The organism is Leptospira selangorensis, assembly GCF_004769405.1.
Classification (GTDB): Bacteria; Spirochaetota; Leptospiria; order Leptospirales; family Leptospiraceae; genus Leptospira_B; species Leptospira_B selangorensis.
The window spans coordinates 207659-232578 of record NZ_RQES01000005.1 but is presented as its reverse complement, the minus strand read 5'-3'; the positions used below and the strand labels follow the sequence as shown (position 1 = coordinate 232578).

29 protein-coding genes and 3 tRNA genes are annotated in these 24920 nt (G+C 39.2%); 18 read left to right on the top strand and 14 right to left on the bottom strand.

Annotated features, from left to right (window positions below):
• Positions 1–83 precede the first annotated feature (83 nt).
• Genes EHO58_RS02680 through EHO58_RS02670 form a run of 3 tightly spaced genes read right to left on the bottom strand, consistent with a single transcriptional unit; the run spans position 84 to position 3851 of the window.
• Positions 84–1349: a flagellar hook-associated protein 3 gene (locus EHO58_RS02680; RefSeq protein WP_135628466.1), complete on the bottom strand. Its 1266-nt coding sequence runs from the start codon at positions 1347–1349 to the stop codon at positions 84–86.
• Between the two features lie 32 nt (positions 1350–1381).
• Positions 1382–3292: a flagellar hook-associated protein FlgK gene (flgK, locus tag EHO58_RS02675; protein WP_100708575.1), complete on the bottom strand. Its 1911-nt coding sequence runs from the start codon at positions 3290–3292 to the stop codon at positions 1382–1384.
• Between the two features lie 22 nt (positions 3293–3314).
• Positions 3315–3851 carry a flagellar protein FlgN gene (locus EHO58_RS02670; protein WP_167483173.1) on the bottom strand — a complete coding sequence of 179 codons (537 nt, stop codon included), beginning with the start codon at positions 3849–3851 and terminating at the stop codon, positions 3315–3317.
• A gap of 242 nt (positions 3852–4093) precedes the next feature.
• Between EHO58_RS02670 and EHO58_RS02665 the strand changes: the two genes are divergently transcribed.
• The 3 genes from EHO58_RS02665 to EHO58_RS02655 all read left to right on the top strand — a co-directional run bounded on the left by EHO58_RS02665 (position 4094) and on the right by EHO58_RS02655 (position 7009).
• Positions 4094–4810, top strand: coding sequence for a glycoside hydrolase family 25 protein (locus tag EHO58_RS02665; protein WP_135678442.1), 717 nt, complete (start codon positions 4094–4096; stop codon positions 4808–4810).
• 93 nt (positions 4811–4903) lie between these two features.
• Positions 4904–5818 carry an alpha/beta fold hydrolase gene (locus tag EHO58_RS02660; protein WP_135678440.1) on the top strand — a complete coding sequence of 305 codons (915 nt, stop codon included), beginning with the start codon at positions 4904–4906 and terminating at the stop codon, positions 5816–5818.
• Positions 5819–5905: 87 nt separating this feature from the next.
• Complete coding sequence (locus tag EHO58_RS02655) at positions 5906–7009, top strand: M23 family metallopeptidase (RefSeq protein ID WP_135678438.1); 1104 nt, start codon at positions 5906–5908, stop codon at positions 7007–7009.
• Positions 7010–7058: 49 nt separating this feature from the next.
• Here the strand turns inward: EHO58_RS02655 and EHO58_RS02650 are convergent, their stop codons facing one another.
• The gene (locus EHO58_RS02650) at positions 7059–8192 is read right to left on the bottom strand and encodes a citrate synthase/methylcitrate synthase (RefSeq protein WP_135678436.1); all 1134 of its coding nucleotides are present in this window, start codon (positions 8190–8192) and stop codon (positions 7059–7061) included.
• Positions 8193–8267: 75 nt separating this feature from the next.
• On the opposite strand from EHO58_RS02650, the gene EHO58_RS02645 reads away from it, so the two are divergent.
• Both EHO58_RS02645 and EHO58_RS02640 read left to right on the top strand, forming a co-directional pair.
• The gene (locus EHO58_RS02645; RefSeq protein ID WP_135678434.1) at positions 8268–9515 is read left to right on the top strand and encodes a citrate synthase family protein; all 1248 of its coding nucleotides are present in this window, start codon (positions 8268–8270) and stop codon (positions 9513–9515) included.
• Positions 9516–9587: 72 nt separating this feature from the next.
• A complete protein-coding gene (locus tag EHO58_RS02640) occupies positions 9588–10157 on the top strand; it encodes a DUF1569 domain-containing protein (protein ID WP_135627860.1) in 570 nt (189 codons plus the stop codon).
• Between the two features lie 5 nt (positions 10158–10162).
• Here EHO58_RS02640 and EHO58_RS02635 read toward each other — a convergent pair whose 3' ends face one another.
• On the bottom strand, positions 10163–11263 hold the full coding sequence (locus EHO58_RS02635) for a hypothetical protein (protein WP_135627861.1): 1101 nt from the start codon (positions 11261–11263) through the stop codon (positions 10163–10165).
• Between EHO58_RS02635 and EHO58_RS02630 the strand changes: the two genes are divergently transcribed.
• On the top strand, positions 11250–11864 hold the full coding sequence (locus tag EHO58_RS02630; RefSeq protein ID WP_135678432.1) for a hypothetical protein: 615 nt from the start codon (positions 11250–11252) through the stop codon (positions 11862–11864). The genes EHO58_RS02635 and EHO58_RS02630 overlap by 14 nt on opposite strands.
• On the opposite strand, the gene hpt is transcribed toward EHO58_RS02630, so the two are convergent.
• Both hpt and EHO58_RS02620 read right to left on the bottom strand, forming a co-directional pair.
• Positions 11849–12394, bottom strand: a complete 546-nt coding sequence (hpt, locus tag EHO58_RS02625) for a hypoxanthine phosphoribosyltransferase (RefSeq protein ID WP_135679094.1) — start codon at positions 12392–12394, stop codon at positions 11849–11851. The genes EHO58_RS02630 and hpt overlap by 16 nt on opposite strands.
• Positions 12391–12885 carry a SixA phosphatase family protein gene (locus EHO58_RS02620; protein ID WP_135627863.1) on the bottom strand — a complete coding sequence of 165 codons (495 nt, stop codon included), beginning with the start codon at positions 12883–12885 and terminating at the stop codon, positions 12391–12393. The genes hpt and EHO58_RS02620 overlap by 4 nt, the downstream gene beginning before the upstream one ends.
• Before the next feature lie 88 nt (positions 12886–12973).
• On the opposite strand from EHO58_RS02620, the gene EHO58_RS02615 reads away from it, so the two are divergent.
• On the top strand, positions 12974–13636 hold the full coding sequence (locus EHO58_RS02615; RefSeq protein ID WP_135679092.1) for a hypothetical protein: 663 nt from the start codon (positions 12974–12976) through the stop codon (positions 13634–13636).
• Between the two features lie 2 nt (positions 13637–13638).
• On the opposite strand, the gene EHO58_RS02610 is transcribed toward EHO58_RS02615, so the two are convergent.
• The 5 genes from EHO58_RS02610 to EHO58_RS02590 form a co-directional block, all read right to left on the bottom strand.
• Positions 13639–14736, bottom strand: coding sequence for a quinone-dependent dihydroorotate dehydrogenase (locus EHO58_RS02610; RefSeq protein ID WP_135678430.1), 1098 nt, complete (start codon positions 14734–14736; stop codon positions 13639–13641).
• Positions 14737–14760: 24 nt separating this feature from the next.
• Complete coding sequence (locus EHO58_RS02605; protein WP_135678428.1) at positions 14761–15828, bottom strand: ABC transporter permease; 1068 nt, start codon at positions 15826–15828, stop codon at positions 14761–14763.
• A complete protein-coding gene (locus EHO58_RS02600; RefSeq protein ID WP_135678427.1) occupies positions 15825–16763 on the bottom strand; it encodes an ABC transporter ATP-binding protein in 939 nt (312 codons plus the stop codon). Before EHO58_RS02600 ends, EHO58_RS02605 begins: the two co-directional genes overlap by 4 nt.
• 9 nt (positions 16764–16772) lie before the next feature.
• A complete protein-coding gene (locus EHO58_RS02595) occupies positions 16773–17774 on the bottom strand; it encodes a patatin-like phospholipase family protein (RefSeq protein WP_135627867.1) in 1002 nt (333 codons plus the stop codon).
• Positions 17775–17844: 70 nt separating this feature from the next.
• Complete coding sequence (locus tag EHO58_RS02590) at positions 17845–19032, bottom strand: class I SAM-dependent RNA methyltransferase (protein ID WP_135678425.1); 1188 nt, start codon at positions 19030–19032, stop codon at positions 17845–17847.
• A 54-nt stretch (positions 19033–19086) separates the two neighbouring features.
• Here EHO58_RS02590 and EHO58_RS02585 point away from each other — a divergent pair.
• The 7 genes from EHO58_RS02585 to EHO58_RS02555 all read left to right on the top strand — a co-directional run bounded on the left by EHO58_RS02585 (position 19087) and on the right by EHO58_RS02555 (position 21008).
• Positions 19087–19172: transfer RNA gene (locus EHO58_RS02585), tRNA-Ser, on the top strand.
• Between the two features lie 13 nt (positions 19173–19185).
• A tRNA-Ser gene (locus EHO58_RS02580) sits at positions 19186–19274 on the top strand.
• 40 nt (positions 19275–19314) lie between these two features.
• On the top strand, positions 19315–19761 hold the full coding sequence (locus tag EHO58_RS02575) for a magnetosome magnetite crystal formation protein family (protein ID WP_135678423.1): 447 nt from the start codon (positions 19315–19317) through the stop codon (positions 19759–19761).
• Positions 19715–20146 (top strand): hypothetical protein, encoded by a 432-nt coding sequence (locus EHO58_RS02570; protein WP_135627870.1) that lies wholly within the window; start codon positions 19715–19717, stop codon positions 20144–20146. The genes EHO58_RS02575 and EHO58_RS02570 overlap by 47 nt, the downstream gene beginning before the upstream one ends.
• Positions 20147–20154: 8 nt before the next feature.
• A tRNA-Arg gene (locus EHO58_RS02565) sits at positions 20155–20231 on the top strand.
• Positions 20232–20368: 137 nt separating this feature from the next.
• Complete coding sequence (locus tag EHO58_RS02560; protein WP_135627871.1) at positions 20369–20548, top strand: hypothetical protein; 180 nt, start codon at positions 20369–20371, stop codon at positions 20546–20548.
• Positions 20532–21008 carry a WbuC family cupin fold metalloprotein gene (locus EHO58_RS02555; protein ID WP_135678422.1) on the top strand — a complete coding sequence of 159 codons (477 nt, stop codon included), beginning with the start codon at positions 20532–20534 and terminating at the stop codon, positions 21006–21008. The genes EHO58_RS02560 and EHO58_RS02555 overlap by 17 nt, the downstream gene beginning before the upstream one ends.
• Before the next feature lie 18 nt (positions 21009–21026).
• Here EHO58_RS02555 and EHO58_RS19485 read toward each other — a convergent pair whose 3' ends face one another.
• Entirely contained in the window at positions 21027–21203 is a 177-nt protein-coding gene (locus EHO58_RS19485) for a hypothetical protein (protein WP_167483172.1), read from the bottom strand.
• A gap of 209 nt (positions 21204–21412) precedes the next feature.
• On the opposite strand from EHO58_RS19485, the gene EHO58_RS02550 reads away from it, so the two are divergent.
• Both EHO58_RS02550 and EHO58_RS02545 read left to right on the top strand, forming a co-directional pair.
• A complete protein-coding gene (locus EHO58_RS02550; RefSeq protein ID WP_100708596.1) occupies positions 21413–21691 on the top strand; it encodes a hypothetical protein in 279 nt (92 codons plus the stop codon).
• A 19-nt stretch (positions 21692–21710) separates the two neighbouring features.
• A complete protein-coding gene (locus EHO58_RS02545; RefSeq protein WP_135627873.1) occupies positions 21711–22421 on the top strand; it encodes a lysophospholipid acyltransferase family protein in 711 nt (236 codons plus the stop codon).
• Here EHO58_RS02545 and dapF read toward each other — a convergent pair.
• Positions 22418–23287 carry a diaminopimelate epimerase gene (gene dapF, locus EHO58_RS02540; RefSeq protein ID WP_100722411.1) on the bottom strand — a complete coding sequence of 290 codons (870 nt, stop codon included), beginning with the start codon at positions 23285–23287 and terminating at the stop codon, positions 22418–22420. The two genes, EHO58_RS02545 and dapF, sit on opposite strands and share 4 nt — an antisense overlap.
• A 152-nt stretch (positions 23288–23439) precedes the next feature.
• On the opposite strand from dapF, the gene EHO58_RS02535 reads away from it, so the two are divergent.
• Entirely contained in the window at positions 23440–24300 is an 861-nt protein-coding gene (locus EHO58_RS02535) for a class I SAM-dependent methyltransferase (RefSeq protein WP_135678420.1), read from the top strand.
• Positions 24297–24920 carry a hypothetical protein gene (locus EHO58_RS02530; RefSeq protein WP_135678418.1) on the top strand — a complete coding sequence of 208 codons (624 nt, stop codon included), beginning with the start codon at positions 24297–24299 and terminating at the stop codon, positions 24918–24920. The genes EHO58_RS02535 and EHO58_RS02530 overlap by 4 nt, the downstream gene beginning before the upstream one ends.

The following is a 24920-nucleotide window of genomic DNA, read 5'->3' as shown; positions in this document are numbered from 1 at the left end:
TTTCAGAGCTTGGCTCTAAGTTTATACTTTTTTCAAATCACTACAAGAAGAATTCCCCGACTTAATTTCGGTGAATTCCACTCTTATCTTAGAAAATCCATCAAGGTAGATTTAATTACCTTGGATCCTACGTTAAGCGCATATTGATGTATCGTTTCCAGCCACTTCAAGTTCATGATAGTTTCTGGGAAATCGATTCCTTCGTTTTTAGCTAGCAGTTCGGTCATATAAGATTTATCGAAGGAAACTCTTTGAGAATGTTCCTCCATACGATTCATCCTCGCACCTACTATGGATCTATAACGAAGAACATTTTCTAATGCAAGATCCAAGTCCTGGATATCACGACCTGAAATTCTTTCTTGGTCTTTCTGGATCAAATCGTTCCTGAACTGGATCAATACATCGAATACGGAAAGCCCGGTAACAGTTGCAGACTTGCTGTAATTATTAGGAGGTTCGGAATTGCCTGCATCGATCAAACCGATATCTCTTAATACTGTTCCACCATCCACATCCTCCAACCAGATCTGATGAGGAGCAGTAGAACTAAGACTGATATTATCTTGGGCAAGTTTATTTGCCTTAGCTTCGATCGGAGAGTTATTGATCTTGTCTATGATATCATCGATGGTATCACCGGCAGAAACCTGAACTTCTACTCCGTCTATCTTGAACTTTTGATCGGAAACCGCAACGTAACCTGAGTTATCCACACGACTGGTAACGCTCATGTTCGTTCCCCAGAACACTTTGTTTCCGGGAATAGTAACAGGGATATATTCTCCCTTTTCGATCTCTCTGATCTGCTCGCCGATATCTCCTCTGTATTCTACTCCGATGTATTGGTTCTTTAATTCCAATCCTTGGAGTCCTTTAATTTTGGATTCAATCGGTTCAAAAGGAGGTCTTTCGATCACATGTCCACCGAAAAGAGGTCTTCCTGTAGCATCTCTCGTGTTCGCAATATCGACTAACGCTCTTAGTAATTCATCTATCTCTTTACCGACAGCGACTTCTAATTCGAAACCTTTATCACCTTGGTAAATACCATTGGAAGCTTGGACTGCAAGAACTCTTGCTCTTTGGAATAGGTTACCTATTCTATCCAATTCTCCGTCAATCTGTTGTAATCTTCCGAAGCCATCGTCAATGTTTGCTTGGAAAGTATCCAACTCGTTCATCCTGGATCGGAAGAACATTTGGTTAGTCGCTCTTCCAGGATCATCGGAAGGAGTTCTAATTCTTTGTCCAGTACCCAATTGGTTTTGGGTTTCGTCCAAAGACAACTGGTGACGATTCAACGTCCTCACCAGACTGTTATTTTGCATCATGTTAGTGATCCGCATCATGGCTTCGCCTCCTTGCTATTCCGGCGGAATTACGCGCCCAAACGATTGATGATCGTATCTAAGATTTCATTCATAGTATTGATCATCTTCGCAGACGCATTGTACGAGTGCTGGAACTGGACCATATTGGCCATTTCCTCGTCCAAACTTACACCCATCACCGACTGTCTCATATTCTCGAGCTCGGTCATAAGATCTGATTGGATCCCAAATTCTTGTTTTGATTCTCTTGCTTCAGTCGCAAGTTTAGAGATCAGACTATTATAAAAATCGTCTGTGGTTTTGGAATAATCCACCATCACAGGATTATTTCTAAGGGAAGAAGCTACTAAAAGAGCATTCCTACCGTCCTTATGACCTCCAGGAGAATTATAATCTCCTGTTCCACCAACGTCCTTTCCTCTTGCTGCTGCGATATTTGCTACGTTATTCGCAATATGCTCATTCACTTTAAAATGAGAAGAAGGATGGAAATGTGGAGTTAAAGTAATATCTTCCGGCTTAGATTGAAGTTTGGTAATCTCACCCAAACGTTTGTAATCATAAGCTCCGGAAGGTCCGGAAGCCATCAGCATTCCAGTCAGACCGACTAATAATTCTCCAGAATCTTCAATATGTCTAAGAATGAAGTTTTTCTTAGGAGAATCTTCTGCAACAGTCGCTTTAAATGCTAATTGGTTATCGTGGTTCATATAAGCCACGACCCCGACCTTAGAAGCATTGATACGTTTGATAATACCGTTCAGAGTATCATTTGCAGAATAAGGAATTAAAACCTGAGTTTCTTTTTCATCCGGCTTTAAGAATGTCATGGTCCCGCTGATCCCTACAGGACGATCAGGGTCTAATGTATTCTTACCGGTAACTCTAAAGATTGCAGAGATATCATTCTGACCATCGCCGTCCGAATCATATTCACCGAAAGTATTTAACGCCAAAGAACGAATATCAAAGAAGTTTTGATTTGTATTTCCATTCAGACCAAAACCGTCTTTATGGATCTCGTTGATCACGTCCATAACGTTGATCGCAAGAGCATCTACTTGGTCTATTTTCTCGCCCAAGATCTTATCTCTAACTTCGATCAAACCTTGTAGTCTTCCTTTGCGAAGAAGGACTGGATCTCCAGTAACCTTCCAATAAAGATCTAGTAAGCCATCTTTAGAAGGATTTCCTAATATATCGACTTTATTGAGTTTGCCACCTTGGACAAGGATCTGCTGGCCGATAAATACCATAAGCTCGTCTTCATCACTTCTACCGATTGTGATATCGGTTAAACCTGAAAGTTCTTGTAAAAGAGCGTCTCTTTTGTCGTAAAGATCGTTCGGTCTATCACCCAATGCTTCCGACTTAGCGATCCTTTCATTTAAGGTGCGGATATTTTCTCCGATCGTATTTAGATGAAGTGCATGAGCTTCGATCTCACGGTTCGATTGATCTCTCAATTGAGAAAGTTTACGATATACATCTTCAATTCTGCTTCCGAGGCCTTGCGCTTTTTCTAAAACAACGGAACGATGTGCGTTATCTTCAGGATAATTCGCGAGTTCTTCCCAAGAAGACCAGAATTTATCCATCAAAGTTCTAAGAGTAGTGCCGTTTGGCTCGTTGAAAATATTCTCTGCTTGGTAGAGATATTCATTCTTTGCTGCCCAATAATCTTTAACACCTGAAGTTTCGATAATTCTATCATCGATAAAATTATCTCTAACTCGTTCGATGGAACCGATCTCGACACCTTGACCGATCTGACCAGGAAGATGAGCGCGATTCAAAGAAGGTTCGTACAGAGGGTCTGTCGCTTGTAAAACAACTCTTTGGCGAGAATAATGTTTATTATCCGCGTTTGAAATATTATGGCCGGTAGTTTGTAAGGCTTGCTGGTGAGCCGCAAGACCTCTTTTACCAATTTCTAATCCGGAGAATGTGGATCCCATACTTCTTCCCTCCTATCCAATCTTACGCGGAAGCGTTTACTAACACCGAGGAACGTTTTTTCTTGTTCCTGACTGTGCTTGGATTTTCGTCCTCGTAAACTGCGACTTCTCCGCTGTTTGCGTTAGTTCGCATCGCGTCGATAGTGGCCTTCAAAAATTCCTGTCTGGTTCGGATCAATTTATCATTGGCTTTGATCTTATCTTTAAGCCTATGAACCGTATCTTTTAATCTTGTTCCGAGTTGTTTCAACTTGTGCTCGGATTCACGGTCTATTTTATTTAAAAAATCAGTAAGAGTAAGTTCGCCTTCTTTAGGAATTCCTAAATTACCTGATATATAAACATCATGAATAGCAGACATACGAACTCTTTCCAGTTCGCTCGCATGAACGATCAACTCGTAGGTCTTTTTAGAAATCGTTTCCAAAGATCTTCCGTCCGCTTTCGTGATCGATTCAGTCTTTTCTTTCTCTAACTCCAGGATTTCGGAGTACAGTCGGATTTCTTCCTCGAAAAGAGAAGACACCCGATCCAACCATTCTTCTTTATTTAATATCATTGACCGGTCCCTGTTCTTTGTTTCGGCGAAATCCAAAATTTTATGAGGGGTTTTTTTGGAAATTCAGGGGCTCAGAAGCAGAGAAGCAGAACTAGGAAGAATTTTCTAAAGAGAAGAGGGGGATCTGCCGAGGTTGGAAACCTTACTAAGTGACATAATATTTCCCTTGCGTTGGAATTCTAACATACGGAAAAAAGACTGAATTCTTACTTTCAGGGATTTCTTTATCAAAGCATACACATATGAAACTCGTACAAAAAATTATCTTTCTTCTTTCAACACTCCTAGTAGCCGCAAGTGGTTTGTATTTCGCTTTCGACAAAGGAATTATATGGTTTGTATATCCATCCGAATCAAAATATCCGATCCGAGGCATTGATGTTTCCAATCACCAAGGAAATATAGATTGGAAGAAGATCCCGAAAAATAGAATTCAATTCGTTTATATTAAAGCAACCGAAGGCGGGGATTGGAAAGATAAAGCATTCTCCAGAAATTGGGAACAAGCAAATCAGTTAGGGATTAGAGTCGGAGCCTATCATTTTTTCACCTTATGCCGTTCCGGAAAAGAGCAGGCAGCCAATTTTATTTCTTACGTTCCAAAAGATCCTGAGTCATTACCTCCGGTTGCCGACCTAGAGTTTGTTGGGAACTGCAAAGAAAGACCTCCGCTACAGGATGTAAAAAAAGAGATCCAAGACTTTCTTTCCGCATTAGAAAATCATTATAGAAAGAAACCGATCTTATACCTTACTTATGAATTTATAGATTTATATTTGAAAGACGACTTTATAGAATACCCGGTATGGATCAGGGATATATTCGGACATCCATCCTCTACTTTTAAAAGAAATTGGATTATCTGGCAATATCATAGCAGAGCGAGATTAGAAGGCATAGAAGGTCCGGTAGATCTGAATATTCTGAGAGGAGATGACCTTTTTCTGAAAGAGTTATAGAGATTATCTCAAGTAAAAATAAACGCTCGTTTACTTGATTTACATTTATTCTTTCTTGAATAAGAAATCGGATTACATATAATACTTTCTCGCATGTCCCTTGATCTAAAAGAAAAAACAGAACTATTTCCATTTCCTTCCGACTTTCCGGAAGTACGTTCCAAATACATAGATACAAACGGACAAAAATTTTTCTTATTAGAGTCAGGTCCTAAAGACGGGAAACCATTATTATTATTACATGGATTCCCTGAATTTTCTTATGCTTGGAAAAATCAAATCGGTTATTTCGCGAAACTTGGATATTTAGTAATCGCTCCCGATCAAAGAGGATACGCAAGAAGTTCCAAACCGAAATCCATTTCAGATTATGGATTGGACATTTTATCCGAAGACATCATTTCAATTTTAGATTCGTATGGAATTTCTAAAACGGATATTATCGCTCATGATTGGGGAGGAGCAGTAGCTTATTGGACTCTTTCCAAATTTCCGGAAAGATTTAGAAAAGCATGTGTCTTGAATGTTCCTCATCCAACGATCATGAAAAGAAAAATCCTTTCCGATAAGGCTCAGAGAAAGAAGAGTATGTACATACTTTTTTTTAGAATTCCTTGGCTACCTGAGTTCTTACTTTCCAGATTAAATTTTAGAAAATTAGAAAGATCCTTAACTAAAACATCTATGAAAGGAGCATTCTCTCCGGAAGAAATCTCTCTTTATAAAGAAGCCTGGGCAATTCCGGGATGTGTAAAGTCAATGCTCCACTGGTATCGTGCAGCAGTAAAAAATCCTCCTAAATTGATACGGACCAGAAAGATCAAAGTCCCAACTCGGATTTTCTGGGGAGAAAAAGACAGGTTTTTAGCGAAAGAAATGGCGGAGGAAACTCTGGAACTATTCTCAGACGCTTCAGTTCGTTTCTTTTCTAAGGGAACTCATTGGATCCATCATGAGATCCCGGAAATATTGAATCCGGAACTGACATCCTTTTTATTAGAAGAATAGATTCTTTCCAAATTTGGAAAAATATTTCTGTACCAATATACGTCTTATCCGATTATGAGAATGTCCGTGCCTCGGACTCTTTTCCCAATGCGCAATATTTCTAAAAATATCTTCCTGTTTGTTTGCTTAATTGTTTTTTTCAATTCTCTGAATTTTGCAAAAGAGTCCAATAAAAAGAAAAAAGAAGAACCTAAAAAGGTTTCGGTTCTTCCAAAGCTGAACCAGGTAACATTAAATTCTAAACCTGAAAAAAAGAAGGAAGAGAAAAAGCCTAAGGCAATTGTCTCGGAACAAAAAACATCTAAAAGATTAAAAGGTGAGATAGTAGAAAAACAGGAAGAGTTGTTTTCATTCTCTCTTGCAGGAAGAAAATTCGCACAAGGGGAACTTCTATTTTTAAAAATAAAACCTTTGCCTAAAATTTTAGATAAGTTAAGTAATTTTACGATCAGTTGGGAAGGGCAAGAGATCCCATTTAATTTAAGAGAAGGTTATATTCTTACCTTTCTTCCTATCTCTCCTGAATTTTCGAAACCGTATGGTGTTTTGGAATTAACCGAAAAACATCTTTTTACTAAAAATGATTCCAAGAAGTATGAGATCCCTATCCAAAAAACTTACTTCGCAACTTCTAAAGTTTCTCATCTTACAATGGATAAACAGTATACAACTGATGAACTTTCGGAAGAAACAAAAGCATTCATTAAAGAATGTTCCGAAGCGAAAGCAAAGGCATTTCAATCTAAGTCCGATCTTCAGGTTGAAACGGATTTCGAATATCCGGTTCATAATCCGATATTAAACAGCCCTTTTTACAAACGTAGAATTTATAATAAAGAGAAAGGTCGGCCACATGGTGGTTCCGATTTTAAGGGTGGCGTTGGAGATCCAATCTATGCTATCAATGACGGCACTGTGATCTTAGCAAGATCTATGTATTATGAAGGCAACTTCACAGTAATAGATCACGGTTTAGAAGTTTATTCCTTATACATGCACCAATCAGAAATTTTAGTAAAACCTGGAGATAAAGTGAAGAAGGGAGATTTGATCGGAAAGATCGGATCCACCGGTATGTCAACCGGGCCTCATTTACATTTAGGACTTAGAGTTTTAGGAACAATGATAGATCCACTTTCTGTTGTTCAAACGGATCTAATAGAAGCCAGAAAGAAAACCTCCAAAAAATGATCTATTGAACCGGGAGAGAAGATGATATCTCTCCCGATAATAGGTTTTTTCAATTCCAAAGTTTTCCGTCCTCTCCAGTATAGATCGCATCCGGTCTCAAGATCCTTTCCTGCATTTGTTCAAAACAATGAGCAGTCCAGCCGGCCGCTCTTCCCATTGCGAATACCGGAGTAAAGATCTCAGTCGGAAATCCTAATCCATGAAGAAGTAGCGCAGTATAAAACTCCACATTGGTTTGTAGAACTCTATCCGGTTTATATTCTTTCAGTAATTCTAAGGCAGTTTTTTCCACGAACATTGCCAGATCATAGAACTCTCTTTTTTCATCAGTGTCGTATAGAATTTTTGCCGCTTTAGCAAGAACATCCGCGCGAGGGTCTCTGACTTTATAGATCCTATGCCCAAAGCCCATTAACCTTTCGTTATGTTTTAATTTTTCTCTTAGGACCGTCTCCGCATTGTCCTTGGTCCCTATCTCGAATACCGTATCTAATGCAGGCCCCGGCGCTCCTCCGTGTAGAGGCCCCTTTAATGCACCAAGTCCCCCGGTAACGGCAGAGATCATATCGGACTGAGTAGAGATAATCACTCTTGCTGCAAAGGTAGAAGCATTCAATCCATGATCGCAAACCGTATTCAGATATGTATTCAATGCACGAACACTTCTTTGATCAGGATCGGTACCATTCAACATGTATAGAAAGTTGGCTGCAATATCCAAGTCTTGTCTAGGAAGTACAGGAGCCTGGCCTTTTAACAAACGATACGCCCAAGCAACTATCAAAGGAAATGTAGAAAGGACCGCCATCGCATCCTTTCTAGGATCTTCTTTTTCAGAACCTAAAGAAAGAGCAGCAGATCCGATCCTAAGTATATCGATCAAAGGAAGATTCGCATATACTGCTTCTTCGATGATGGTTCGTATCACTTTAGAAAATCTTCTGGAAGATCTAAGTTCTTCTGAAAACAAACTTGTTTCCGTAGGTTTTGGCCTTCTATCATTCCAAAGTGTGAAGATGGTTTCTTCAAAGACTGCTTTTCCGGCGAATTCTTCCACGGGATAACCCGCGATGATCAACCTTCCAGCCTTTCCATCCACTTGGGAAAGTTTGGTTCTAGCTGCAGGTATTCCTTCTAAACCCGGGCTGTATATTTTCTCTTTTTCCTGTTCAGAGAGTAGCATGATGTTTCTCCTTTGTTTCCATTTGAGTTTAGCGGGTTGACATAGTATAGTCAATGTTGATTATATTGTCAATATATGGCTTTTTCTTCAAAAAAACCGTTTTTAAATGCGGACGAGGCAGCCTCCGCTTTAGGGGTAGAAGTCCAAACCATCTACGCATACGTTAGTCGCGGTTTATTACATTCGGAATCCGGAGGTAATAAGGACAGAAGTAAACGGTATAGAAGAGAAGATATAGAACAATTATTGCTTAGAAGGGAAGAAAGAAACCAACCTGGAAAAACTGCAAAGGCCGCTTTATCTCTAGGACAACCTGTTTTAGAATCTTCGATCACATTACTTGGAGAAAACTCTCTCTTTTATAGAGGAAAAAACGTTTTAGAACTTTCTGAGAATGGAAGTTTCGAAGATATTGCCTGCTTACTTTGGGAAGCAGAAGATACAAACCCATTCGAATCGGATTGGCCGATATTATCCGAAGAATGTAATAAAATCCTAAAATTATTGGAAGGCCGCCCCATCTTAGATATTTCCAGGATCCTACTTCCTTTTTTAGAATATGAAGATGCGAAAGCATTTAGAAAAGATCCTAAAACTTTCAGAAAGACTTCTTCTTCCATATTAAGATATCTTACTTTATTTTCTTCGGCCCAAACATCTTCAGAAGGAAAAATTTCAGAGACACTTTTAAGCAGCTGGAACCCTTCTCGAAAAAAAGAAGATCCGAACTTCATCGCTAAGTTAAAACTTTTAGAAGCGGCTTTAATTCTTTCTGCTGATCATGAGTTGAATGTTTCTTCTTTTACTGCAAGATGTGTTGCTTCTAGTGAAGCTTCTCTTTATCAAGTAGTACTTGCAGGACTTGCTGCTTTGTCCGGTCCCAAACATGGATTACTCACGGAAAAAGCGATCCTTCTTCTTTCCCAAACAAGCGGAAACAAAAAGAAAGATAAACAACTCTTAGAAGAAAAATTAAGAAGTGGAGAAAATATCCCCGGCTTCGGTCATCCTCTTTATAAAAAAGGAGATCCCAGAGGAAGAAAACTGATCCAGATGGTGGAAAAATTTTTTCCGGAAGATCCGGATGTGCAACTATATCTACAATTCTTAAAACAGATTGAAGAACTACTAGAAGATTATGCAACGATTGATGCAGGACTTGCACTAGTTTCCAAAGCATTCAAATTGCCTAAAGGCGCCGGTATCGGAATTTTTGCGATCGGTAGAACTGCAGGTTGGTTAGCTCATGCAATGGAGCAATATGATTCCGGAAACTTGATCCGGCCCAGAGCAAAGTATATCGGAAACCTTCCCCAAGAATAATCAAATTCTTGACTCTTTCTATCCTTTACATTAGTTATAGGAAAACAGAAATAAAGAACTGTGGAGTGCTCCATGTCGGATCCTAATTTTACCAGAAAAGAATTTATCCAAAAAGTTGCTGCTGTAGGAATTCTAACAAGTTCTACAACTCTACTAGAATCTTGTTCCAATGCGCCTGCAGGTGTGAAAGAAAGAGGACTTCAATTTTCTAATTTTTCGGAAGTGAATACTGAGTTAGAAAAAATCCTTCTCTCTGCAACAATTGTCCCTTACGGAGAATGGAGTCCTAGCCAGATACTTCTTCACTGTGCTCAAAGTATTTATTATTCTATTAAAGGTTATCCTGAAAACAAATCCGAAGTTTTTCAAAACACTTTGGGTAAGATTGCATTTTGGAATTTTTCCAGAAAAGGAAAAATGTCTCACGACTTAAATGCGCCTATACCTGGTGCGGACGTTTTGCAGTCAGGCGTTTCCATTTCAGATAGTGTTCTTGAATTAAAAAAAGCGATCTCTGCATTCTCCAATTATACTGGAGAATTCGCCCCTCACTTTGCTTACGGAAAACTAACTAAACAAGAATACGAACTCGCCCATGCGATGCATATTGCGAATCATTTAGATTACGTAACTATTAGTTAAAGATCTTATTCTTCTATCTTTACACTGGTCAGGATTTTTTCCACGGATTCTTCGTGTCTTCTCCCTTTGATCAGACTTTCGTCTATGATAAAGACTAAACTGTAAGGCTGTTTGTGTTTTGCTAAGAAGAACATTCCAGTCTTTGCATATCTCGGTCTGAGTACATCATAGAATGTCCAGAAGGTTCCGAAATATCTGTCTTCGAAAACTTCTCTTTCTAATTCATTCAATTCCTGGATATCTCCTCTTTGCACTTGGAGATCCAAAAACTTTTTGAATTCAGAAAGTAATTCAGATTCGTTATCGAATCTGAATGGAACAAAAAAAAGCTTAATAGCTGGATAACGATTCGGATCTGAATCGCTCGTAGAAATAATTCCCGCAATCTGTCCGATTCCAGTTTTATCTTCCATATTCAAATTTTGAGGATTATGAAAATAGAACTCTTCCGGTAAAAGAATGCTGAGTTTTAGATCTTCGTTATGTAAGGTCCGATTCTCTTCGTTGTAATTCCAACGAGATAGATCTTTTTGTTCAAAATCAGGTTTGAACATGGAATAAGCCACGAATATCTCGGCCCTCTGCAAACTTTTAAAACTGATAAGTCCGGAGGCCAAGATAACTAATCCTAATAATCCGATTTTATAATATGTTTTGTTGTCTATGAGCCTTGCGCTTAAAACCCCGGCTGCATATACTAAAAGGAAAAGAATTCCTGATCTATTCTCAAAAAATCCAGTGAGCCAACATGCGAGAGCAGAAAAAGCAAAGAAGGAAACCTCGACCCAAGGAACTAATTTGATGGTTGGCCTTTCGATCCCGACTTCTGCAAAGATCGCAGGCAAAACGACCTTAGTTTCTAATTTTCGGAATGCGAATACGATCCCCCAAAATAGGATACTGGATACGAGATAGCCGATTAAGGCCAGACCGACCATCCAGAATAATGGAAGGTGAGCCTCATGATAAAATAAAAAATATAACGCAAAAACGGAATATACAAGGAAGAGTTTTTTAGTTAAGGAAAGTTCTTGCAGCTTTCGAGACAGGGCTATTCTCTTTTCCCATCCTGGAATTTTAGGGAACGAATTAATGAACCAGATCACCCAGTTTTTCTCCAATCTAAAGGCTGACTTTGACAGGCTAAACCAATCCGTAGACGACTTGGTGAAAACCTATAAAGCCATCGTTCATTTTCTGGATTTGATTTCAAATCTCTTTCCTATCGATTTGGTTTTGGTTTTATTACTTTCCCTGCCTTTATTATACGTTATCAATACCTTATCTCCTTCTACCCCAAGAACGAACTATACTATCTCTGTACTTTTTATCTCAGGGCTTAGATCCTTTTTGAGTCATACGATTTCCGAATCTTGGGAAATTTTTGCAGTTACAAAAACGGTGCTCATCCTTCTTCTTCCCGCTTATACTTTGATGTTACTTAAGTTCGGATTTTCTTTGTTTCGCAAGTACAGGATAAAGAAGAAGGCGCTCTCCCCAGTACATTTAGAATCTTCTTTTATAAGTCTACAAAAGGCTTATCATGATCTGAGCGCAGAGATCTATTCAGAGCTTGGCAAGAACGAAGGTAGAAGTTTTGTTGATGGGCAGAAGTTTTTACCTAAGATCCAGGATCTGGAGACTAGTATTTCTGGACTTAAAACTTTGATCAAAAAACCGGAAGACACTCCTCATTCTTCTGAATAAAGGAATACTCCAGGCAGATTTCTGAATTTGCCGTCGTAATCCAATCCATATCCGATCACGAATTCTTTTCCTATATTCCAGCCGACATATTTGATTGGGTATCCCGCAGCTTCCCCACCTTCTTTAAATAATAAGGATGTTACTTCCAAAGACTTGGGTTTTTTTGAAAAAATATGAGAGATCAGAAATTTCAGAGTGCGGCCGGTATCCACGATATCTTCTACAATTAAAACATCTCTTCCTGTAATATCAGAATCCAAGTCTTTGATCAATTCTACGTTTCCAGTAGATTCCGTTCCGACATATGATTTTGCTTGGATAAAATCCAATTCTATCGGGATTGGAACCGCTTTAGTCAGATCGGAGAAGAAGTAAACTCCACCTCTAAGGACGCATATGAAAACTGGATTTTTTCCTTGGTAATCATTAGCGATCTGTAGGCCTAATTCTTTGACCCGAGAAGAGATCATTTCCTCACTGAATAAGGTTTGAAAAGGTATATTATTAAAACTTGAAGTATTATTCTTCATGGGATCCAAAACCTTTTGAGTCTGCAACTTTGTCTCCCCAAATCCGCCCAATCTTTTTGATCCGTCACTAAACTTATAAATGAAGAAGTGGGAAATTTTTCGAAAAGAGAGTCAGTATTATTTCCTAATAATAAATAATTTGCCAAGTCTTCCATTCCAGGATTATGACCTATTAAAACTACATTATTAATTTTAGAAGATAGACCTCTTAAGATCCTAAGTAAGTCAGAATACTCCGCCTCATATATCTCACTTATAATCTTAATGTCTTTTGTAATATTCTGAAAACCTTGTAATATCTTCCAAGTTTCTGAAGTTCTGGTCGATGGCGAAATGAGGGCGACATCCGCAACAAAGGAAACCTTCTCCACATATTTTCCTAAAAATCGGGCGTTTTTGCGACCTCTCTTAGATAATGGACGTTCCTTATCCTTTAAATTAGTATCACTCCAATCGGATTTAGAATGTCTTATGAGATGGATCTCTTTCAAAACTATCTCCTCCGCGATAAATCTTCAAATCTGGAATTTCATTGACAAGGATCTTTCCTGACGATAAAACTCATGAGCTATGTTAAGGATGTATATTATCGGGATTGTCCTATTAATATCCTTTGCCACAAACCTTTCTTCACAAATTGCAGGAACTCCTGATGAGGAAAAGGCTAAAAAAGAATTACAAAATCAGTGGTCTAAAAAATTCCCAGGAGACAGAATACTTTCCGTGCAAGCAGCAGGAAAACCTAAACTGATCGAGAAAGAAGCTCCGGAAGAAAATGCACCTACAGATTTAAGATATAAATTTTCCTTCTTCGTTACTACCCGTAAAAAAGAAGGTCAAACAACCAAAACTCCCGTTGGAGTGATCTACCAATTCGTAAGAGAAAAAGGTTGGGTCTTCTCCGATATCGGAATGGCAAGATCTATCGTTGTTACCGAACCGGGAAAAGAACCTCCATCTAAAGACGAAGTCTACCAAATAGTAGAAGAAGCGATTTTAGAAGAGAAAGGAAAATCTAAATCGGTTGATTCAATTCGTTTAACAGAACCTGAATTCGGACAAAATCTAACTCCTACTAAGGAACAATTTTGGTTTAGATATGAGGGAGATTTCGAGGTTTCTGAAAACGGTTCTAAAACGGTTTGTTCTGATATAGTAATTCGTTTGGTGAAAGAACAAAACTCCGCCATCTGGAAAGCGGAATGGGACGAAAGAGGAAAATGTAAAGTGTCGGAAGAATAAGATTAGATCTTATTCTTTCCTACTAATTCTCCGATCGATCTCGCCCCTGTTTTCTTAAGAACTCCATCTAGATATTCTAATATTCTTACAGGTAAGAAAGGACCGTTGTAAACGTAGCCTGTATATAATTGTACTAGGTCCGCGCCCGCTAAAATTTTTTCTAATGCGGCCTCTCCTGAATTAATACCACCAACTCCTATGATAGGAAGATTTCCTTTTAAGATGGAGTAAGCATATCTAACAAACTCTGTGGATCTTTGGCGAAGAGGTTTTCCGGAAACTCCACCTTCTTTTTCTACGTTTGGATATCTGGATAAAACTGATTTATCTATAGTAGTGTTTGTAAGAATAACACCGGATAATTTTGAATCAGGTAGGAGCTCCAACAAACCTTTCAATTCTTCTTTTTCCATGTCGGGAGCGAATTTCACAAAAGTAGGAATTGGAAATTTTCCACCTAAACCACTTTTAATACCATCCATCAGTTTGGTAAAATTTTCTTTCTTTTGGAAATTTCTAAGACCGGGAGTATTAGGAGAAGATATATTGATCACTGCATAGTCTGCATAGGCGGTGAGTTTTTTTAGAGAATATACATAATCATCTACTGCATCTTCTTCAGAGACAATTTTTGTTTTGCCTACGTTAATCCCTCGAATGCAGTTCTTTTTCTGTTTTCGAAGTGTTACTTCTGCAATATCTGCTCCCGGATTATTAAATCCCATTCGATTGATCAAAGCTTCATCTTCCGCATATCTGAAGATCCTAGGCTTTGGATTCCCGAGTTGGCCCTGACCGGTGATTGTTCCGATCTCAATCGAACCAAAACCTAATCGAGAAAGAAATGGATACAATTCTCCAGTCTTATCAAAACCGGCACCTAGTCCGACTGGGTTCTCAAACTCAATTCCTGCGACCTTTGTTTTCAATTGATCGCTGGAATAGGTCATGAGTGATTCCAAAACTGGAAACACAAACGGAAGTTTTTTAGAAAGCCCAAGTAGATTTTGGGCTAAGTAGTGAGCAGATTCCGGATGAATACTTAAGAAGAAAGGTTTTGCTGTTTTTTCATAAACCCATTGTTTCCATTCTGAATTCATCCGGTCTCCACGCAAATAGAAGTGTTAGGACCAGCGAAATATACGAAGCCCAACACCCAAGAAGAAAAATCCGATCCCGACCATAAACACACATGGATAGATTATTTCCGCAAGTCCGGCTCCTTCTATAAATACTGCCCTTAAAGAATCAGCCACTAAGGTTAAAGGCAGATGTTTTATAAAAGGAAGCACTATATCAGGAAAGTTTTTATAACTGAAGAAGATCCCGGATAAAACCATCATCGGGAATGTGAATGCGTTCACGAGCCCGTTCCCTACCTGAGCGCTTTGTGCTCTGGAACCCACAAAGATCCCGATACACGCAAATACGAAATTTCCGGTTAGAAAGATCAGAAGTGCTGCAGGAATAGAACCAAAAAACGCATTTTCAAAAACAGTAAATGTAAACGTTAAGAAGATGATAGATTCTACGGTCGTAACAAAAATTCGAGTGAAGAAAAAAGACATTACGAACGCCAACTTATTCATTGGGGTAGCTGACATTCTTCTCAAAAGTTTTTTCATCCTCATCTCGATTAGATTCCAACCCACTCCCCAGAGACAAGAGTTCATCACTCCCATAGCGAGCATTCCAGGTACTAGATAATCAATATATCTAGTACCTTTTGAATCCAATCTTCGAATGCTGGAACTACCTTGTTCTTTTCCTTGCATAGTCAAAAGAGCATTGGAAAGAAGAAGGTAATCTCTTTGTGCATTTGCATTACTCGGATCAAAAGAAAATTCTAAATTTCCTTTTTCATCTTCTTTGACTAAAAGATTGATCTCTCCTCTTTTGAGCGCTTTGATCGCATCTTCTTCCGCAAGAACCTGAGGAATAATCACACCTAATCCGTCGGAATTCCCACCGGAAGAATTAGAAAATGCTTTTTCAATCTTCGCAGAAAGTCCACTCGCATCATGTGAAGAAGAAATAATCGCAACTCTAGTTTGAGGAACTCCCTTAGTAGTGAATGCAAGTCCTAATACACCTGCAATCGCAATAGGAAATATGAACGCCCAAAAAAGGATCCCGGGCTCTCTATAAAATTCTTTTAATTGAATCGTGACTAAATGATAGATTTGTTTCATTCTTCCAACCCTCTTCCGGTCATGGAAAGGAATAAGTCGTCCAAAGTTTTTTTATGACATTCCAGTTCTTTTAAAACGATACCTGCTTTAGAAAAAGAATCCAACATAGAAGGAAGATAATCCGTAATTCTTTCCACGTTGATACGGCCTTCTTTCGTGTCGGAATTCCAACTGAATTTGAATTTTCCTTTTTCAGGAAGATAACCACTCGGATCAGTTCCATTCTCCAAAGAAAAACGGACAATTTCTCCACCGCCTAGTTTTCCTAAAAGATCGGATAAGGTTCCTTGGTCCAAAATCCGACCCTTATCCATTACTATGATCCTTTCGCAGAGAACTTCCGCTTCTTCCATATAATGAGTGGTGAGGATCATAGTAGTTCCGTATGCTCTTAGATCTTCTAAAATTTTCCAGATATCTCTTCTGGCTCCAGGGTCCAAACCTGTGGTCGGCTCATCTAAAAACAAAATTTCGGGTTTGTTCATGATAGAAACACCCAATGCCAATCTTTGTCTTTGGCCTCCTGATAGACTATTCACGAAGGATTTATTTTTTTCAGTAAGTCTGGTAAGTTCTAAAATTTCATGAAGTCGAGATTCGGGAGCCTTATAAAAACTTCCGAATAATTTCAGAGTTTCCCAAACTGTGGCCCTATCCATAAATCTGGTTTCTTGCAAAGCGAGACCAATATTACTTCTTAAAAATGTTTCGCTCTCTTTCCAGCTAGTGTCTAAAATTTGGATCTTTCCTGAATCCGGAAATTGGATCCCTTCCAACATTTCAATGAGAGTTGTTTTACCGGCACCGTTCGGCCCAAGCAAACCTACGAATTCTCCCTTTTTAATTTCAAGAGAGAGATCGCTAACGGCGGTTACATCTTTGAATTTTTTAGTTACATTAGATACCGATATGATCGGGTTTTGAATTTTATTCACAGTACAACCTTAATTCTTACGTAGCTTTTCCGCTTTTTTCACCCAATCTTTTTTGAGATACTCTAGGATCTGGTCCTTCTTCTTTAAAGCGTCTGATTTTCCCATCTCGTAAGCTTCTCTTACACCTTTCGCATTTGTATAATCAAAAGAAGTGATCGGCAAAGTTTTAGAAGGAGTTACTAAAAAACAACGATCTAATAAATGCGGATCTTTTCCAACTATGGTAGTTGGCTCATAATGTATTCCAATAATTTTTGCGTTGGGAGGGAACGCTTCTAAAAGTAAGTTATTAGTGAGTCCTCCATCCAAATAATATTCTTTTCCAAGATTCTGAAAAGAAACAATAGGAGGAATGGAAGAAGAATTCATAATGATCTGTTCAATCACACTCGGATCTCGGAAATCTGCTTCCGTAAAAAGAATTTCTTTCATATTCCAATTTCTTAAAACACGAAATGTTCTTTCCGTATAAAGTCCTTTATTACGATCTCTTTCATCTTCTAAAAACGCTTTTCCAGTTTCTGCTATCAATCTTGCGAGTCTGAATGTGTTCTTGTTGGAATCGGATTTAGGAAACGCTTTGATCGTATGAATAAAAACTTTTGCACCGGAGCGAATGATCTTTTCAAAGTCCATCCCGAATCGGATCGTTCTACGATACATATCCTCATGAGGAAATGCCTTCTCTCCGTTGAATAAACGAGTGAAATAAAAATTACGAGGGTTCTTACGGACAATTCTTTCAAAAAAAGAAACTGATTCTTCTTCTGTTCCGCAAATTAAAGAAAGCACCATTGCAGCACCTGCGGAAACTCCGGACACTTGTCTGAGTTTTAATCCCCAGGTTTTCAGCTCGTGACCAAAACCTAAACCGTAGAAAGCCTTACAACCACCACCTGCGATCGCAAAACAGATCTCGTCTTCTAACCAAATCCCTTGCAGCACCTCGCCGAATTTGGAACCGGGATCGGACTTTTTAGAAGGAAGTTCGTATTCGTCTATGATCGGCATTTAGTTTCTCCGGAGTCTGACCCCTTATAACCATTTTCCAATTTCAGATCGGAATTCTAAAAGTAAAAAATCAAAGATCTAATAGAACCAGCACCTCGAAATGTTTGGTTCTTGGAAAAAAATCAGTAAGAACGATTTCCTTTAGTTTATACCCGGAATTTTTTAAGATCCCAAGGTCTCTTGCCAAGGTGCTCGGATTACAGCTAGAATAAATAACGCGAGAAGCCTTAAATCCATCCAAAAAATCTAATAAGGAAGAAGAAGCCCCAGCCCTCGGTGGATTTAAAATACACAGTTGTGCATCAAAAGAACCCAGTTTTTTAGGAAGAGCAGAATTCAGATCCAATGTATGGAATTCCAAGTGAGAATATCCTAGTATCTTCGCATTTTTCTCAGCAGCTTGGACAGAAGAGTTGGACAACTCGTAACCGGAAAGACGGCTCACTAAATGACCGATCGCCAAGCTGATAAGCCCAGCTCCTGAATAAAATTCTAATACAGATCCGCAATTTTTCGGGATCCAAGATCGGATCTTGAGCATCCATTCTTCCAAAAGAAAACGATTCACTTGGGTAAAACCTTCTGCCGGAATCGACCATTCTATTTTTTCAGGAAGATAAGGGCCTATCTTCACTTCTTTTTTATCATATTCTAAAATTTCTCCCGAAGAATAGCGAAGCCTCCAATCTCCCTTTCTAGAAAACGTTTTCTTATTTCCTAAATTTTTTCGAACATACTCGTTCATCTCAGAAGGAAGATGTTTACAACCTTCTTTAGGAAATGAAACCAATGAGTTGGAATTCTCCTTATAGAAACCTGCGTTTGTTTTTCCTTTTTTGAATTCAATTTTGATCTGTGCTGTGTTGCGATAAGAGTTAGAAGGTCCGCTTAAAATTGTAATTTCAGGAATTTGAGAAGGATCCAATTTAGAAACATATAAAAATGAATCATTCAAAAGAGATTTTTTGATCCGAAGTTCTTCCTCATACGGAATATGGCGATAAGAACAACCCCCACATTCCGGAAACGCCGAACAATCGGACTCGATCCGAAGAGCAGAAATTTTTTCCGCAGATACAACGGTTCCCCAAATCAGTTTAGAATTTTCTTTATCAGTTCTGATCCGAACTGTTTCTCCCGGAACAGCACCTTTTACAAAAACGGTTTTATTCTCCGCATGAGAAATACAAGTACCAAGATTCGCCCATTTCTCCACGACCAATCCTGAAATTTCTCTACGGTTCTTTTCCGTACTCATAGGTAAATCACCTTGACAGGGTCCCCCATCTTGTCAGTAAAGTAATCCTTAACCGGAGAAGTGGCCGAGTGGTTTAAGGCAGCGGTCTTGAAAACCGTCGTGGGTAACTCCCACCGTGGGTTCGAATCCTACCTTCTCCGTTGGAACACTGCTGGAGATGTGCCTGAGTGGCTGAAAGGAGCAGTTTGCTAAACTGTCGTATGGGGTAACCTGTACCCAGGGTTCGAATCCCTGCGTCTCCGAAAGTTCCAAACTCTCACGCTGACCCCAAGAAATAAGAAGATGTCTGACCAGAGATTCAACACCCGGGAATTCCTGGAAGAGACCAAGCGATTATTAGAAGGGGATGAATATCCCAATTTATTCGCCGCTATTTCTTATATTCCTTTTTTAGGATGGGTCATTCCTTGGTTTTTTAGAAAAAAACAGGAAATTTGCAAGTTTCACGCACTCCAAGCAATCAAGTTAAATCTAGGATTCGTATTTTTATACTTGGTGGTTTGGTTCTTAAGAGAGTTCCCTATTCTAAGCACCATTTTAAAATGGATACATGCGAATCCGATCGTAACCGACTTTATCAGCTATGTCGCATGGCTGGCTTTACTTGGTTATGGAATTTTAGGAGCCTTGCAAGCTTACCAAGGCAAACTGTTCGTATTACCATTATTTCCGGAAATAGAGAATGAAGTTCGAAAAATACTCAGCAAAATTAGAGGAACTCAAGGCTAAGGCCTTCGCTTTTCTCTCTCCTTACTGGAACCAAGCCAAAACTTTTATAAACACTGAACGATTTCGTATCTATTTGGTGACTCTTCCTTTATTCGGAAATTGGCTCATTGGATTTTCTTTCTATTCAAACGAAGCAGAAGTTTACAGACATTCCAAACTTTCCTTTTTGAATGTTCTCTACTTTATAATATTCTTAGTGCTGTCTTGGTTCTTCTCCTTTATTCCTGTTGCAGGAGCTTGGTTAGCTAATCTTGCTCATCTAGCAGGAGTGATTATCTATCTTGGCCTATCCGGTTTACTGCTATACAATTACACCAAGGGAAAAAAACTGGTCCCGAAACTTCCCCAAGAGCATTTAGAGCTTTTGGAAAAGAAATTCTTTTAATCACACCCGCGCCCATAGCTCAGCTGAATAGAGCGTCTGACTACGGATCAGAAGGTCGGAGGTTTGAATCCTTCTGGGCGCACCAACTTCTTCTTTCCCCCATAAACTCTGACATTATGTCCCATACAATTTAAAAAATATTCTGCAAATTCTACCAGAAAACTTGACTTTAATACTGAGTCTCAAAAACGATAGTTATAGAGAAAGAGATCGGGAACCAGAATGGAAAAGTGCCATTGCGCTCAAATCACATTTGAAAAAATCGTAGAGACTGCTAAACAACAAGGGCAAGACTATCGTGAAGTGGTAAAAGCTTGCGGAGCTGCGGATACTTGCACAGCCTGCACAGATTACCTTGTCGCGTATTGCGAGCAGCATCTACAACTTGTCTCGGCCGGATAAATTACTCATCGATCAGGAGTTATTCGATAAACTCCTTCCACTTGCTTCCTCTTCTGTTAGAGGAAGAACCAATCACAATTTCCACGAACTACTAGAACCTTATCAGAGATTTCTGAACGTGCTTACCAAGGACACTTACGTCCAAGCGCATCGTCACAAAAATCCTCCTAAACCTGAGACCTTTTTAGTGCTAAAAGGAAAACTAGGCTTCATCTTATTCGAAGAGGATGGTACAGTTAGAGATAAACATATCCTGAGTTCGGACGGACCGATCTATGGGATAGATATTCTTCCGGGAGTGTACCATACATTGGTCTGCCTTACGGAAACCTGTATCTGCTTCGAAGGAAAATCAGGACCGTACGATCCGACCACCGACAAAGAGTTTGCCGCTTGGGCTCCACCGGAGAACAGCGAAGGTAAAACTCAATATCTGGATTTTCTCAGATCTCTTTTCTAAAATCAGAAACGATATTAATCAAGGTTTCTGATCGAAAATATCCTCGTACAATTCCCGGATCTTTTTCAAATTTCTTCCTGGCGGGGAAGGAAATGGAATGATCCTGCCTAGATTTTTCGCCGCACCGGTTTCTTTTATATCTTCCGATTCTTTATGATTATGTCTGTTTAAAGGGGGGAGATTCTCTCTCTCCATAACTTATACCTTCGGAAATTCGAAGTCCTAAATTCAGTGACATTCGCTAGATTTTTTAAAAACGAAATCAGAAAATCCGGTTTGAAATTTACGAAAACTGTTGCCATAGTATTTTCCCAGGCAAACATGCGAATGGTTTGAAAGGATTTTGCTTTTAAGCGATTCCGATCATATCCTATTCGAACTTCCCCTTAACGGAAAGGAAAAGTATGCCTGAATTCGATCAAATCGATCTGTTCAACTATGCCGCTTATGGCAATGAAGACGATCCTCAATGGGACGATATACGTAATTATATTCGCTCTAATGCCAACGCTTCGAAGGAATATGAGGAGATTAAAAAAAATCTCACTAATGTTCAACCGAAACGAAAACAAAAAGATTTCGGAAGGCTCCGACAAGAGATAAAATCCTCTGATGGAGATCCGAACTCAGACAAGCCTGCAGGACAGGATAAAAAATGGTGGAGCGTTTTCTTAGGAGAATAGTCGCTTAGGAAGGTTGACCGTGGAGAAAGAAGCAAAAACATATCTTCGGATCAAAAATTTCGTGGCTCCCTTTATAGGTTTGGCCGTGGATATTACTGCGTACGGAACCGAAAATATAATAACTAACGGTAAAGTAATTCTTACCTGCAATCATAGATCCGATATGGATCCATTTATTCTTTCTTACACTTTTCCTAGATTCATTTCTTGGATCGCTGCAGAATACACCTTCAGAATTCCTATCTTCAGAGACCTTGCAAAGATCGCGGGCGGGATCCCGATGTCCATCGACGGAAATATTTCCATCGGTTCCATTAAGATGATCCAACAGGTTTTCAAAAAAGGTGAGACCTTAGGAATTTTCCCGGAAGGCCATGACTATATGGTCAAAAACGATTTTAAATCCGGAATGGTGGACTTTCATTCAGGATTCGCTGCATTCTCTATCCGCAACAAAGTGGATATTCTTCCTTCTGTAATTATACCTGTCGAAGAATCTTATTCTGATATCCCAATTCCACCTATCGTCCGCAGCTTTATGGGAATGCCTAAAGAAGTCTGTGAGATCAAAAAGCGCGCAATATATAAAAAGGTAAAAGTGATCTATGGAGAAAAAGTAGATCACAGAGAATTTCTTTCAGGCACATTAGAGGAGAATATGAAACAACTCTCCAATGTGGTTAGAACGAGAATGATCGCATTACAAGAAGGTCAGTACGCGGAAGCTTAAACTTCCACGACTCCGCTAAATACTTCTGTAGCAGGTCCAGTCATCAATACATGACCTGATTCCAGCAACTGCACTCTCAAAGTTCCGCCTCTTAGATCGATACGAACATCTTTTCCTGTTTTACCATTTAAGTGGGAAGCTGTCATCACAGCACAGGCTCCCGTTCCACATGCCAATGTTTCTCCTGCACCTCTTTCCCAGGTCCTTTGGTAGAGATGATCTTTTCCTCTTAAGGATACGAATTCCACATTCACTCTACGAGGAAATAATTCAGTATGATTTTCAATGAGAGGACCGATCTCTCTGACTGGGAATTTATCAGGATCTTCTACATAAATAATGCAGTGTGGATTTCCCATACTTACAGCGCTGAATTTTAAATTATAAGAAGAATAACCCGGCAATCCACTCAAGAAAGAAAGAGGTTGCTCTAAGATTGGATTTTCATTTTCCCATTTAACAGGGATTAAAGAAGGAACTAAGATCGGTTTTCCCATATCTACGGAAACCTGTTCCACTTTGCCGCTTCCGTTTACTTTCAGGTCGAGTTCTAAAATTCCAGCCCCAGTTTCTATCTTAGGCTGTTTTTTGTTCGTAAGACCGTGATCGAATACGTATTTTCCTACGCAGCGAATTCCGTTCCCGCACATCTCGGAAGAAGAACCATCCGCATTGTACATATCCATTTGGAAATCGCCTTTATTAGATGCGCGGATGAAGATCACACCATCACCACCGATCCCGAAATTACGGTCGGAAAGTTTCTGGATCTGCTCCGGACTCAGACGTAAATCGTCCTTGGTTGCATCCACATATACGTAATCGTTTCCGATACCTTCCATCTTGGTAAAATGTACTTTAGCCAAACGAATCTCCTAATAAAACCTGAGAGGATGTTTCCATGCTTCCAATGGGACCTTCTCCGGAAAATCCAAAAAGGCCCTAAGAAGTTTGGTTTTTTACTGGAATTTAAAGACTCGCCCCGAAGGATAAAACTATCACCTAAACGGAACTCCCTTTGAACCAAACCTGTTATCTTTGCGGAAGCCAGAAAAATAAAACCTTATTCGTCGAAAACGGAATCCCAATCGTGCGTTGTTTAAATTGCAGCCACGCATTCTCCACTTACGAACAAGACGAGCATTACGAAGGATACTGGGACGACGAAACCGGTTATGATTTAGACTGGTGGGACATTGCTCATAGAGATATCTATAAAGACTTCATAGGCAAATTTCTCTCGGCTCCTAAGGGGAAAATTTTAGACGTAGGCTGCGGACTCGGCTTCTTCGTTAAAACAATCGGGACTACAAGACCTGGTTGGGAAGCGGTAGGTTACGAGATCTCCGAAAAAGCGGTTAAATTCGCTAGAGAAAAGAACGGACTCAAACAGGTATTTCCAGGAATCGTTCAGGACAGCGGACTTCCGAAAGAAAGTTTTGATATCATCACTCTTTGGGATGTGATTGAACATATCCCAAAACCGCATAGCCTCATCCAATATCTATTCGGACTTTTGAAACCTGGCGGATTCTTATTCGTTCAAACTCCTAATTTCCCTGTCCAACTATTCAAAGCGAATTTGAAAGTCGCATTGAAAGGTATGCAAGAAGGTGGACATTACCTAGAAGCAAAAGATCATATTAATGATTATACGGAAAAAACCTTAGGGCTTCTGGCAGAACAATGCGGATTCTCCTCTGTAGAATTTTCTATCTTAAAACCGATTGCTTCCGTATCCGGAGTTTCAGGCCCCAAGGCAAAACTAGGAGTCTTCTTAAAGAAGACATTCTATTACGGAACCTTAATGCTTTGGTATCTCACGTTCAAACAAGTAAACCTAAATCTGACCTTGTTTGCTTTGCTTAGAAAGAAATGAGAATACTAGTAACAATCTTCGTCGCTTTAATCCAAATAAATTGCGGATTATTCGAAAAGACTATATTTGACGATGACGTTCCCGGGTTAAACGAAAATCGAGTTCATATCACTAAAGAAAATTTACCTAAACCTGGAATTACAAAAGAATCCGAACTTTACGATCTATTTCAAGGATACTATTGTAAAAGATACAGCTACGCATCAGAAAGAAGAAAAGTTTTCGATAACAAAAGTATTACCTACAATAGGATCTATCATTATATAGAGACAGTTAATAAACCGATTAAAGGCCCTGGATATTGGGGACATGAAGGCTTAGAAAGAAAATTTTTAACAATTTTTGCATTAAACGGAATAATCCAAGACTTCGTCCTAATTCATATGATTAAGAAGAAGGTGGGGTCAGAGGGAGAATGGCGTGAAGGCCCATTAACAAATTTCGACATGGAAAAATACGGACACGACTGGCCTGACGCACCAAGAGATCTATACGACTATTATACACAACCTGGGAAACATAAAACTCTAGATCAGGAATCCCTACAGGCAATATTAAGTTATTATGATAAACATAAGGATCCAGCAAAAACGTACGTTGTTGGATCGGAAAAAAAATAA

Coding starts and splice junctions, on each gene's coding strand:
- EHO58_RS02595 (WP_135627867.1), bottom strand. CDS start 17,774: ATGCCGATCATAGACGAATACGAACTTCCTTCTAAAAAGTCCGATCCC.
- EHO58_RS02630 (WP_135678432.1), top strand. CDS start 11,250: ATGAACCAGATCACCCAGTTTTTCTCCAATCTAAAGGCTGACTTTGAC.
- EHO58_RS02650 (WP_135678436.1), bottom strand. CDS start 8,192: ATGCTACTCTCTGAACAGGAAAAAGAGAAAATATACAGCCCGGGTTTA.
- EHO58_RS02590 (WP_135678425.1), bottom strand. CDS start 19,032: ATGAGTACGGAAAAGAACCGTAGAGAAATTTCAGGATTGGTCGTGGAG.
- EHO58_RS02550 (WP_100708596.1), top strand. CDS start 21,413: ATGCCTGAATTCGATCAAATCGATCTGTTCAACTATGCCGCTTATGGC.
- EHO58_RS02530 (WP_135678418.1), top strand. CDS start 24,297: ATGAGAATACTAGTAACAATCTTCGTCGCTTTAATCCAAATAAATTGC.
- EHO58_RS02610 (WP_135678430.1), bottom strand. CDS start 14,736: ATGAATTCAGAATGGAAACAATGGGTTTATGAAAAAACAGCAAAACCT.
- EHO58_RS02645 (WP_135678434.1), top strand. CDS start 8,268: ATGGCTTTTTCTTCAAAAAAACCGTTTTTAAATGCGGACGAGGCAGCC.
- EHO58_RS02575 (WP_135678423.1), top strand. CDS start 19,315: ATGTCTGACCAGAGATTCAACACCCGGGAATTCCTGGAAGAGACCAAG.
- EHO58_RS19485 (WP_167483172.1), bottom strand. CDS start 21,203: ATGGAGAGAGAGAATCTCCCCCCTTTAAACAGACATAATCATAAAGAA.
- EHO58_RS02680 (WP_135628466.1), bottom strand. CDS start 1,349: ATGCGGATCACTAACATGATGCAAAATAACAGTCTGGTGAGGACGTTG.
- hpt (WP_135679094.1), bottom strand. CDS start 12,394: ATGAAGAATAATACTTCAAGTTTTAATAATATACCTTTTCAAACCTTA.
- EHO58_RS02640 (WP_135627860.1), top strand. CDS start 9,588: ATGTCGGATCCTAATTTTACCAGAAAAGAATTTATCCAAAAAGTTGCT.
- EHO58_RS02570 (WP_135627870.1), top strand. CDS start 19,715: ATGAAGTTCGAAAAATACTCAGCAAAATTAGAGGAACTCAAGGCTAAG.
- EHO58_RS02670 (WP_167483173.1), bottom strand. CDS start 3,851: ATGATATTAAATAAAGAAGAATGGTTGGATCGGGTGTCTTCTCTTTTC.
- EHO58_RS02665 (WP_135678442.1), top strand. CDS start 4,094: ATGAAACTCGTACAAAAAATTATCTTTCTTCTTTCAACACTCCTAGTA.
- flgK (WP_100708575.1), bottom strand. CDS start 3,292: ATGGGATCCACATTCTCCGGATTAGAAATTGGTAAAAGAGGTCTTGCG.
- EHO58_RS02560 (WP_135627871.1), top strand. CDS start 20,369: ATGGAAAAGTGCCATTGCGCTCAAATCACATTTGAAAAAATCGTAGAG.
- EHO58_RS02655 (WP_135678438.1), top strand. CDS start 5,906: ATGCGCAATATTTCTAAAAATATCTTCCTGTTTGTTTGCTTAATTGTT.
- EHO58_RS02605 (WP_135678428.1), bottom strand. CDS start 15,828: ATGAAACAAATCTATCATTTAGTCACGATTCAATTAAAAGAATTTTAT.
- EHO58_RS02615 (WP_135679092.1), top strand. CDS start 12,974: ATGTATATTATCGGGATTGTCCTATTAATATCCTTTGCCACAAACCTT.
- EHO58_RS02660 (WP_135678440.1), top strand. CDS start 4,904: ATGTCCCTTGATCTAAAAGAAAAAACAGAACTATTTCCATTTCCTTCC.